This window comes from Kocuria gwangalliensis, assembly GCF_039544365.1.
GTDB lineage: Bacteria > Actinomycetota > Actinomycetes > Actinomycetales > Micrococcaceae > Kocuria > Kocuria gwangalliensis.
The window spans coordinates 1-9,475 of record NZ_BAABLN010000068.1 but is presented as its reverse complement, the minus strand read 5'-3'; the positions used below and the strand labels follow the sequence as shown (position 1 = coordinate 9,475).

12 protein-coding genes are annotated in these 9,475 nt (G+C 65.9%); 5 read left to right on the top strand and 7 right to left on the bottom strand.

The annotated features are described in order from the left end of the window. Positions 1-507 (top strand): PIG-L deacetylase family protein (locus ABEA06_RS13880; protein ID WP_425559540.1); only part of this gene is annotated, 507 nt, incomplete at its 5' end. A gap of 9 nt (positions 508-516) precedes the next feature. Here the strand turns inward: ABEA06_RS13880 and ABEA06_RS13875 are convergent. The 3 genes from ABEA06_RS13875 to ABEA06_RS13865 are packed head-to-tail and all read right to left on the bottom strand — an operon-like array spanning position 517 to position 2,881. After that, positions 517-1,614 carry a tellurite resistance/C4-dicarboxylate transporter family protein gene (locus ABEA06_RS13875; RefSeq protein WP_345311882.1) on the bottom strand — a complete coding sequence of 366 codons (1,098 nt, stop codon included), beginning with the start codon at positions 1,612-1,614 and terminating at the stop codon, positions 517-519. Further along, complete coding sequence (locus ABEA06_RS13870) at positions 1,611-2,006, bottom strand: YchJ family protein (protein ID WP_303382590.1); 396 nt, start codon at positions 2,004-2,006, stop codon at positions 1,611-1,613. Before ABEA06_RS13870 ends, ABEA06_RS13875 begins: the two co-directional genes overlap by 4 nt. Next, entirely contained in the window at positions 2,003-2,881 is an 879-nt protein-coding gene (locus tag ABEA06_RS13865) for a uracil-DNA glycosylase (protein ID WP_312396420.1), read from the bottom strand. The genes ABEA06_RS13870 and ABEA06_RS13865 overlap by 4 nt, the downstream gene beginning before the upstream one ends. Positions 2,882-2,983: 102 nt before the next feature. On the opposite strand from ABEA06_RS13865, the gene ABEA06_RS13860 reads away from it, so the two are divergent. Then, positions 2,984-3,805 (top strand): aldo/keto reductase, encoded by an 822-nt coding sequence (locus ABEA06_RS13860; protein ID WP_345311881.1) that lies wholly within the window; start codon positions 2,984-2,986, stop codon positions 3,803-3,805. A 55-nt stretch (positions 3,806-3,860) separates the two neighbouring features. Here ABEA06_RS13860 and ABEA06_RS13855 read toward each other — a convergent pair whose 3' ends face one another. From ABEA06_RS13855 to ABEA06_RS13840, 4 genes are all read right to left on the bottom strand, one after another. Further along, positions 3,861-4,547, bottom strand: coding sequence for an MOSC domain-containing protein (locus ABEA06_RS13855; RefSeq protein WP_190781515.1), 687 nt, complete (start codon positions 4,545-4,547; stop codon positions 3,861-3,863). Further along, positions 4,544-5,095 carry a DUF488 domain-containing protein gene (locus ABEA06_RS13850; RefSeq protein WP_190781514.1) on the bottom strand — a complete coding sequence of 184 codons (552 nt, stop codon included), beginning with the start codon at positions 5,093-5,095 and terminating at the stop codon, positions 4,544-4,546. Before ABEA06_RS13850 ends, ABEA06_RS13855 begins: the two co-directional genes overlap by 4 nt. A 68-nt stretch (positions 5,096-5,163) precedes the next feature. After that, positions 5,164-6,054, bottom strand: a complete 891-nt coding sequence (trhO, locus tag ABEA06_RS13845) for an oxygen-dependent tRNA uridine(34) hydroxylase TrhO (protein ID WP_345311880.1) — start codon at positions 6,052-6,054, stop codon at positions 5,164-5,166. Between the two features lie 112 nt (positions 6,055-6,166). Further along, positions 6,167-6,979 carry an LLM class flavin-dependent oxidoreductase gene (locus ABEA06_RS13840; protein ID WP_345311879.1) on the bottom strand — a complete coding sequence of 271 codons (813 nt, stop codon included), beginning with the start codon at positions 6,977-6,979 and terminating at the stop codon, positions 6,167-6,169. Between the two features lie 38 nt (positions 6,980-7,017). Between ABEA06_RS13840 and ABEA06_RS13835 the strand changes: the two genes are divergently transcribed. The 3 genes from ABEA06_RS13835 to ABEA06_RS13825 all read left to right on the top strand — a co-directional run bounded on the left by ABEA06_RS13835 (position 7,018) and on the right by ABEA06_RS13825 (position 9,096). Next, a complete protein-coding gene (locus ABEA06_RS13835) occupies positions 7,018-8,454 on the top strand; it encodes a recombinase family protein (protein ID WP_006358979.1) in 1,437 nt (478 codons plus the stop codon). 181 nt (positions 8,455-8,635) lie between these two features. Beyond that, entirely contained in the window at positions 8,636-8,848 is a 213-nt protein-coding gene (locus ABEA06_RS13830; RefSeq protein ID WP_006215449.1) for a hypothetical protein, read from the top strand. Beyond that, positions 8,848-9,096 carry a hypothetical protein gene (locus tag ABEA06_RS13825; RefSeq protein WP_006215448.1) on the top strand — a complete coding sequence of 83 codons (249 nt, stop codon included), beginning with the start codon at positions 8,848-8,850 and terminating at the stop codon, positions 9,094-9,096. Before ABEA06_RS13830 ends, ABEA06_RS13825 begins: the two co-directional genes overlap by 1 nt. Positions 9,097-9,475: the final 379 nt, after the last annotated feature.

Genomic DNA, 9,475 nt, shown 5'->3' with positions numbered 1-9,475 from the left:
CTACGAAACCGCCGCCTCCGCTACGCTCACGGAAGCGGCATAACCGAAACGACACCGTGTCCACGATTCGGGGTCAAGGCCCGCAAACGCATTGCCCGGGAAATTCGGAAGATCAAGCCGGACACCGTGGTCACCTTGAACTGGGATGAGAAGGCCACGTGGGGTCTGAATCAGGCCGATCACCGCGCTGCGGGGCTCGCCACTCTGGACGCCATACGGGATGCCGACAACCCCTGGGTGTTCCGCGATCTCATGGCTGGTGAGGGCCTGGAGCCGTGGGGCGTGACCCGACTGATCGTCAACGGAGTGGTTCCTGATTACGCCGTCGAGCTCACCGAGGCCAATATCGACGCCGCGGTCGACTCGCTGCGCTGTCACAAGCAGTACCTCTCGGCCCTGGGCAGCCACCCCGATCCCCAGGAGATGATCACCGGCATGACCGCGGACGCCGGCCGCGCCGCGGGCGTGGCTCACGCTCTGGGAATCAAACTGTACGAATTGCGCTGAGCAACAGCCCTACGATTCAACGGTCATCCCGGTAACGCGGCGCAGACCCATGGCCGTTCGTGCCCCCCTGCCCAGCATCGCCACCAGCGTGATCGCCCACGCGGCAGCTCCCACCCAGTAGAACCACTGACCGATGTCGGTGAGCAGGGGCAGATGGTTGGCCCGTCCCAAATACATCCCCGCCACTGCGTACATGCCCAGTGGGAACACCATGGACCACCAGGACGCGTGGTACGTCAGCGGAATTTTCCTGGCCGCGTGCCGCCAGATTCCCAGGGCAACGAGCACCGGGATCAGCCACGTGGCGAAACACCACAGCACCACGGCCAGGCCGGCCACCAGCCCGCGGGTCACATCAACCATGGGGGCGCTGTCCATTTCCACAATCAATGCGCCCGCCACCACCGAGATGGCCAGGGAACCCATGGCCACCCAGTATGGCGGGTCGATATTCTCCGGCGTGAGCGGATACACCAGCAAGCGCAGGGACAGGAACACGGCGCACGCGGCGTGGAGGATGAGCCCGATGGACCAGCACATGACCGCTATCACGGACAGTAACTGCCGCCCATCCGGGTAAAGCGGTTCCAGGGTGGCACTGACCACGGCCATGGATTGAACGGCAACCACCCAAATGAACCACGAACCATTGGCCAACTTCAGGACCGGCCGCTCAGCACGCCCCAGGACGGCGAACCACGGCACCAGGTATCCTAGGATCACCCACCCCACGGCCGACGCAGCAAGCAAAACCAGCCCCCCGGCGTGTATCCCGATCGCAATCAGACAAATGGCCACCACATTGGTTGCGGCCACACCGGTGAAGAACCCGAAGGCCCTGGACGGGTCATGAAGGTCGTCCATGAGCGAGTTCCGGAAGGCCACAGCCCGCCACAGTGACAGCCCCACCAGGATCACGAACGCCACCACGGCAATGGCCATGATTGCGCGGGAGAGTCCCGATAATCCCAATTGGTAGGCCCCAACGGACACTATGCCGCTGCCCATCACCATCGCAAAACACGACGGCGGCAATCCGGCCACGTTGGCACGCAGCGCACTCCAAGCGCGCTCGCGACGCGCCCTCGAAGGACGAGGAACCGTCACTGCTCTCCGCCGGTCAAGGCTGCCACGTACATCCAGCGGCCGGCGCGCTTGCGGAACAGGGACACCTCATGTTGACTCTCTCCTCGCCCCGCAGCGAGATAGCGCGCGGTGAATTCCACGACGCCGTTCTCGTCCCGTTCCCCGCCCGCTTCCGTGGCATGGATGGTCAGTCCCAGCCACTCGGTCCCGGGGTCCGCCGAGACCTCCGACGGGCGGGTCGAGGGGTGCCAGGTGCGGAACAAGTGATCCTCGTGGCCGAGCGCGAAGGCCGTGTACCGCGAGCGCATCAGGGCCTCGGCCGTCTCCGGCCATCGCTGGTTGGTCAGTGCCGGTTCACAGCATTGTGCAAAGGACGCACCGGCGGGACCTCCGCCACAGGGACACACACTCATTGTTGGGAGTGTAGCGACTCTTCGGGATTCCGCCCGGCCGCCAGCGCCAGCGCCCGGTCCAGCATGGGTTCGGTCAGCCGCCCGGTGAACGTGTTTTGCTGGCTCACGTGGTAGCAGCCCACGAGCCGAACGGGGCGCCCGTCCGGTCGCTGCAATGCGGCAACAGCGCCGTGTCCGAACTTGGGGCGGGGTTTGGGCACGCCCCACCCCATCCGCACGGCGGCGGCCAAGGTGGTCTGCCACGCGATGCCGCCCAGCGCCATGATCCCCTCGACCTCGGGGAGGAGTGTCATTTCGCGGTCGAACCAGCCACCGCACGCGGCCTTTTCCGCGGGCAGCGGTTTATTGGCCGGCGGGGCGCATCGCACGGGCGCGATCATCCGCACGCCCCGCAGCCGTTGCCCGTCTCCGGCGGTGCTCACCGTCTCGTGAGCGGCGAATCCCGCGCGGTAGAGCGCCGCGTACAGCCAGTCGCCCGCGCGGTCACCGGTGAACATGCGCCCCGTCCGGTTTCCCCCGTTGGCGGCGGGTGCCAGCCCCACGATCACGAGCCGAGCGCGCGGGTCACCGTAGGACGGCACGGGTCTACCCCAGTAGGGCTGGTCCGCGAACGAGGCCCGTTTGTGCTCGGCCACGGTTTCGCGCCATTGCACCAACCGCTCGCAGGCCCGGCACACGCTGCACAGGGCGTTCAGGTCGGCGACGCCGCTCGCGCCGTTCGCGAGCGCCCGCACCCCAGCGGCGTCGTGCGCCACGGGCGTGTCCTGTGAGGCCGGATCCTCCGGCCAACCCGAGCCGGGAGGCACGGGTGAGGGGAAGAGTTGCTCGGTGAGCGGGTGCGGCAAGAGCGTGGGCCGGGGGTCCGTTGGCGTCATGGCTGGGGTGCTCCTTGCGATGTGACGTGGGTGAGTAATTGCGGAGACTCACCGGAGAATCTAGCGTGGTGTCCACCCCGCCCCGCTCACTCAGGAGATCTCGTGAACCGCATCGTAGAACTGTCCGACGGCACCCAGCTGAGCGCAATCGGGCAGGGAGCGTGGAACATTGGTGACTCTACCGCTACCCGCGAGGCCGAAATCAGCACGCTCCGTCGGGGTGTGGAACTGGGCCTCACGCTCATCGACACCGCGGAAATGTACGGCAACGGGCGCTCCGAAAAACTCGTGGGCGAGGCAATCGCGCCGATTCGCGACGATGTGTACCTGGTGGACAAGGTCCTGCCGTCCAACGCGTCGACCAAGGGAACCGAGCAAGCCTGCGAGCGCAGCCTGCGTCACCTGGGGCTCGATCACATTGACCTATACCTGCTGCACTGGCCCGGGTCGTTTCCGGTGGAGGAAACTTTCATGGCTTTCGAACGGCTCGTGGACCGCGGGTTGATCGGCGACTGGGGTGTGTCCAACGTGGACCTGGCGGAGTTGGAGACCTACCCGGAGAATCCGCTGGTCAATCAGGTGCTGTACAACCCCGCGAGCCGGGGAGCGGAACTGGAGTTGTTCCCCGCCCTGAAACAACGTGAGATCGTGGCCATGGCCTACTCCCCCGTCGGTCAGGGTGAGTTGCTGGGGGAAAAGGCCCTCCAGGACATTGCCGAAAACCACAATGCGACCGTCGCACAGGTGCTGCTGGCGTGGGCCATCCGGGACGGCAACACGATTGCCATTCCCAAAGCCTCCACGCTCGAGCATGTGGCGGACAATGCCCGTGCCCTTGGTCTGCGGCTGAGCGCGGAGGATCTGCGGGCCATTGACGCGGCCTTCCCCGCGCCGGACCAGCCGGGGCCGCTGGAGATGATCTGATCCGGACCGCGCGGGCTGAGGTTCAATCAGTGCCGAGCGCGACTCGCGCGCGAGCTCAGGCGCTTTTGCCCAGGCGACGCAGCAGTTGCTTGCGCCAGCGTTCGGGAAATTCGGGGGCTTCGAGCAGCTCGCGCATGGCCGCTAGGTCTCCTCGCTCCACGTTCATGATCCGACTCACGAAGGCGCAGGACACCGCATCCGGCAGGCGGGACACGAACTCGAAGCGGTCTCCGACCTCGACGTCACCCTCGTCGAGCACCCGCAGGTAGTACCCGCAGCGATTGGTGCTCATCATGAGCTTGGGGAGGTCTGGGTTGGACCACTTCTTGGAAATGGTCGCGCAGGGCGTGCGCGGCTGGGTCACCTGGACGACAGCGCCGCCCACTCGGTAGACATCACCCAGGAACACCCTGTCCTCGGTGGCACCCCGAATGGTGAGGTTCTCGAAGAACGCGCCGTCCGGCAGCTGAAGTCCCTCGGCACGCCACTCGTCATAGTGTTCGGCCGGGTAACAGCACACGGCCTTCTCGGTCCCACCGTGATATTTCGGGTTCCCTTGCTCGTCCCCCACGAAACCCGTGACCGTCAGGCGAACCGGATCGGTGTGCGGCGTCTTCACGGCGGCCGTTCGGAACCTGCGCGAGGACCCCCAGTGCTGGGTCTTCACCTCGCCGGTCCGCAGCAGGGTGATCGAGGCGTCCGTGATCGTCGGTCCACTCACCGTTACTTGTGTCTGACTCATGCCTGCGCGCCGTCCCATACCGGGTCTCTGCGATCGTCCAGGCGCAGTCCCTCGCTGGGTTCGTGCACCGTGAATTTTCCGTTGTGCATCAGATGTACCACGCGCACACCGTACTCCGCAGTGGCCACATCTGAAATGATGCGCCTGTGACAGCGCCACCACACGGATTCCGAACACATCACGGCCGTGCGTTTGTCGTCCAGACCGGCTAGCAAATCGGCCATGCCGGCACGAAATTCCTCGGTGCGGGTCCACGCGGCATAGGCACGGAAGGCCTTGACGCGCCACCATTGATCCGGTGATACCTCGTCCTCGGCCTTGGTGAGCGAGCGGCGACCGCCCAAGCGTCCATCCCACACGTATTCGATACCCAGCTCGTGGGCGAGCTCCTCGATCTGGCCGCGTGCGGCGGCGTCGTTGCGTCGACTACCCGGGAACCTGCGCACGTCCACGATTCGTTCGACGCGGGCACCGCGGAGCAACCGGGCCAGCTCGCCGCGATCCGCGGTGCCGTGGCCGAAGGTCATGAGGGTCGCGGGTTGAGTCATAGTTCAAGGTTACGAGGTTTTGCAGTACGTGGCGCGGGGCACGAAGACCCCGGTGAAAACGATGCGTGTCAGGCGGGCACCGGAACGCAGTCCGGGCAGTGATCGCGTGCGCCCGATGCGGTGCAGTCCTCGCAGCACAGGAACAGTTGCCGGCAGCTGCCCTCGGCGCAGTTGACGTACCGGGGCGTGGGATTGCCGCATTCAACACACGATCCCAGTGACCGGGCGCCGGGCTCGAACTCCATGTGCATTCGTTTGTCGAACACGTACAGCGAACCGTCCCACAGCCCCTTGTTGCCGTAGGCCTCCCCGTAGCGGACGATCCCGCCGTCCAGTTGGTAAACGTCCTGAAAACCGCGGTTCTTCATCAACACGGACAGGACCTCGCAGCGGATGCCGCCGGTGCAATAGGTGACCACGGGCTTGTCCTTGAACGCGTCATACTTGCCCGACTCGATCTCGTCAATGAAATCGCGGGTCGTGTCCGTTTCCGGAACCAGCGCATCCTTGAACTTGCCGATCCGCGCTTCCACGGCGTTGCGGCCGTCGAAGAACACGACCTCTTCCCCGCGCTGGTCCATGAGCTCATGCAGTTGATGCGGTTTCAGATGCGTGCCACCACCCCGCACGCCATCCTCGGTTACCGTGATCGGATCGGGCGCGTGAAAGGTCACCAGCTCCGGACGCACCTTGACGCTCAACCGCGGGAAGTCATCCCCCACTCCGTCCGACCATTTGATGTCCGCGTTCTTGAACGGGGCGTACTCCTTGAGGCCCTTCACGTAGCGTTTGACGTCGTGGATGTCCCCGCCCACGGTCGCGTTGATGCCCTGCTCGGAGACAATGATGCGCCCCTTCACGTTGGCGCGCTCGGCAAGGTTCTGCTGCCACAACTTGATTGCCTCGGGATCGGCCAGGGGGGTGAAGACATAGAACAGCACAATTTTCGGCAGGGACATACCCACCAGTTTAAGTGAGTGCGGGGCCGCGCACACGCGGTGAGCGGCCCCGGGAGGGTGAGCTTGGCGACGTCGTCAGTGCCGACCACGGGACGCCTCCGCCAAGCTCGGCTCAGGACATCTCGTACCCCGTCACGGGGCCCTCGGTATTAGGCTGCCATCCGAGCTCGGGGGCCACGTACTTGGCGAAGTCCTCCAGGATGCGCAGGTTCAGTTCGGGTCCCAGCTGGCTGGGAATCGTGAGCATCAGGGTGTCCGATTCCACCACGGCCTGATCCTGTTTCAGCTGCTCCACGAGGCTGTCCGGCGAGCCCGCATAGGTGCGCCCGAAAATCGAGGTGAACCCGTCGATCACGCCCACCTGGTCCCGGGACTCGCGCGCCCCCATGTAGGAGAAAATCTCGTCCTCGGGCCCCACGATGGGGAACACGCTGCGACTGACCGAGGTGCGCGGTGTGCGGGTGTGGCCCGCGGCGCGGAACGCCTCGCGGAACCGACGCACCTGTTCGGCCTGCTGCTCCGCGAAAGAACCCTCGTTGGCTTCGGTCAGCAGCGTGGAACTCATGAGGTTCACACCTTGTTCGCCAGCCCATTCGGCGGTCTTGGCCGAACCGGCACCCCACCAGATACGCTCGGGCAGACCGGGCGACTGCGGCTCGATGGCCAATGTGGCCCCGGCGCCGTACTGGGCGGGATCCGCGTAGGTCATGGCCTCGCCCTTGATGGCGCGCATGAACTTCTCGAAATGCTCACGCGCAATATCCGCGCCGCGCGGGTCCTCGGAACCCGTGTAGCCGAAGGACTCCCAGCCGCGCAATGCCGGCTCGGGAGATCCCCTGCTCACGCCGAGAGCCACCCGGCCATCGGCCAGGAGGTCCAGCTGCGCAGCCTCTTCCGCGAAGTACAGGGGATTCTCGTACCGCATATCGTGGTTGCAACGCCCGTTCACGTAAGCTTGGTTGCATGGTCGAACTGGTAGCGCTGAGGAAGACGAACGAGGTGGCCGCGTACGTCCGCGCCTCCATGGACCGCAAGGGCGACCGCTGGACGGTCGATACGCAGCTGAGGAAGATCAGGGCGCTGGCCGAGGCCAAGGACTGGAACGTCGTCGAGGTCTACGAGGACAACGCGGTGTCGGCGACGAAGAAGCGCCGCGCTGGCACCCGGTGGGCCGAGATGCTGGACGACGCCCGCGCGGGCCGGTTCTCGATGGTGGTCGCCGTGGACATGGACCGGCTCCTGCGCAGCACGAAGGACCTGAACACGCTGATCGACCTCGGTCTGCGCGTCGTCACCGTGGACGGCGAGATCGATCTCTCGACGGCGGACGGCGAGTTCCGGGCGACGATGCTCGCCGCTCTCGCCCGGTTCGAGGCGCGTCGCAAGGCCGAGCGACAGATCAGGTCGAACGAGCGCCGACGTGCCGAGGGCATCCCCACGTCCGCCTGGAAGGCGTTCGGATGGTCGAGGGAGGGTGAGCTGATCGAGGAAGAGGCCGACGCGGTTCGGCGGGCCTTCGACGCGTTCCTCGGCGAGCCGTCGCTGTCGATCCGGCGCATCCGCGAGGACCTGAACAGCGCTGGTCACCTCACCGCCCGCGGCTCGGAATTCTCCGTCGATGCCGTGCGCTACCTGCTCGCGAACCCGCTTTACTGTGGCTACATCAAGCACTACGCATCCGGCGAGCTGTACCCGGTGCAGGGCGAGGCGTTCCCGCCCATCGTCAGCGAGCAGACGTGGCGGACCGCGGTGGCGAAGCTGGAGGACAACGTGCGGAGGTCGGCCAGGCAGGGCAACCAGCCGAAATACCTCCTGTCGACGATCGGGCTGTGCGGGAAGTGCGGTGCGACGCTCGTCTCGGGGACGAACAGCCGCAAGCAGCCGACGTATCGCTGCGGCGAGCAGTTCCACCTCACCCGCCAACGCGAGCCCGTCGATGCGATGGTCACCGAGGCAGTGCTCACCCGCCTGTCGTCGGTGGACGTGCACGACCTCGTGATGCCGCAGGAGGACGACGGGCCGGACCGCGAGGAGCTGCTGACCGAGCGGAACGCCCTGGTCGAGCGCGTAAAGGAGCTGAGCCCGCTGCTGCGCGACATCCATCAGCCGGTCCTGGAGATCACCGCGGCGATCAACGACGTGAAGGTCCGCATCGACGAGATCGACGCGGAGCTGCTCGACCGCTCGGTATCCGTGGCGGCGAAGCTGCTGGCAGACGTGGAGGAGGCGGTCGGCACCGCGGAGCGTCGCGAGGTTGTCGAGTCGAAGTGGAAGGCGTTGGACATAGACCGCCGCCGGATGCTCGTGGACGAGCTGGTGACTGTGACCATCGAGCCCATCGCGCCCGGTCACGTGAAGTTCGACCCCGACCTCATTCGCATAGAGCCGCGTCGCGACTGACTCATGAGTCAACTCGTCATTGCAATGGTGAGTCGACTCGTGGGAGAGTGGTTGCAGACAAGAAGATCCCACCGGGGCCGCGACTTAGAAGCGCGGGGTTCTGCTCCCGGATGAGTAGCCGGTCAAACAGCCCAACTACCGTGGCGGGGAACCGGAAGATACTCATATCTGAGGACTTCCGATGTCTGTCGTTATCGACGTTCCCCGCGCATCCGCGCTTGACTGCCCTGCTCTCGATCAGGACTCGTCTCCCGTTCCGCATGCTGATGGGCTCGATCCCGTCATCGCCGCCGCCCGCGCCGCCGGTCGCCGAGCCGGTGAGCGCCTGGCACTCACTCCGCTGACGCCGCGACAGCGCGCCGCCGTCGCCGCCGTGATGGGCGGTGGTCGCTGATGAGCGCGAACTCCGCCGCCTTCGATCACCTGACCAGCTTCCGCTGGCGACAGGGCGACCCGTCCCTCGCCGATGGCGAGGCCCAGCTCTACGACCTCGGCGTGCTCCGCTCCGTGCTGGAGGAGGCCGTCGAGATCGCCGTCGCCGACGCCCGCGCCGACGGGGTGACCTGGGCCAGGATCGGCGACGCCCTCGGCGTCACGCATCAGGCTGTCATCAAGCGCTACGGCCGGGGCGGTGGTCGCTGATGCACGCCGACGCACGCAACCTCAGCACCGCACCCGCCGACCTGACCCCGCCCGGAGGGCCTGGCCTGGCACCCGCCGAAGGCGGGCTGCCCATCGCCGTGATGACGGTCCGCAGCCGTGCTTCGCACTCCAAGAGTTTCGGGGGCCTCATTCGTTCCTACGGGCGCGGCAAGGGCTTGTCGATTGCCGCGCCTTGCAACAACGCGCCTGGTCAGAAGCCGATTCCGTCTTCGCTGCGTCGCGTCGCCTCGCGGGTTCATTTGAGGTCTCATTTGGGGGTCAATACGGGGTCATTTAGCCTCGATCCACCGACTCAGGTTAGGGCCGGCGGCCGATATCCCGGATCGGCACTGAGCCGTTTTTTGGCGTGACGTGGTGG

What these genes read in the sequence shown, in the direction of transcription:
- ABEA06_RS13870 (WP_303382590.1), bottom strand. Translation starts at nt 2,006, where the DNA reads ATGAGTGTGTGTCCCTGTGGCGGAGGTCCCGCCGGTGCGTCCTTTGCA.
- ABEA06_RS13865 (WP_312396420.1), bottom strand. Translation starts at nt 2,881, where the DNA reads ATGACGCCAACGGACCCCCGGCCCACGCTCTTGCCGCACCCGCTCACC.
- ABEA06_RS13855 (WP_190781515.1), bottom strand. Translation starts at nt 4,547, where the DNA reads ATGAGTCAGACACAAGTAACGGTGAGTGGACCGACGATCACGGACGCC.
- ABEA06_RS13850 (WP_190781514.1), bottom strand. Translation starts at nt 5,095, where the DNA reads ATGACTCAACCCGCGACCCTCATGACCTTCGGCCACGGCACCGCGGAT.
- trhO (WP_345311880.1), bottom strand. Translation starts at nt 6,054, where the DNA reads ATGTCCCTGCCGAAAATTGTGCTGTTCTATGTCTTCACCCCCCTGGCC.
- ABEA06_RS13840 (WP_345311879.1), bottom strand. Translation starts at nt 6,979, where the DNA reads ATGCGGTACGAGAATCCCCTGTACTTCGCGGAAGAGGCTGCGCAGCTG.
- ABEA06_RS13835 (WP_006358979.1), top strand. Translation starts at nt 7,018, where the DNA reads ATGGTCGAACTGGTAGCGCTGAGGAAGACGAACGAGGTGGCCGCGTAC.
- ABEA06_RS13830 (WP_006215449.1), top strand. Translation starts at nt 8,636, where the DNA reads ATGTCTGTCGTTATCGACGTTCCCCGCGCATCCGCGCTTGACTGCCCT.
- ABEA06_RS13825 (WP_006215448.1), top strand. Translation starts at nt 8,848, where the DNA reads ATGAGCGCGAACTCCGCCGCCTTCGATCACCTGACCAGCTTCCGCTGG.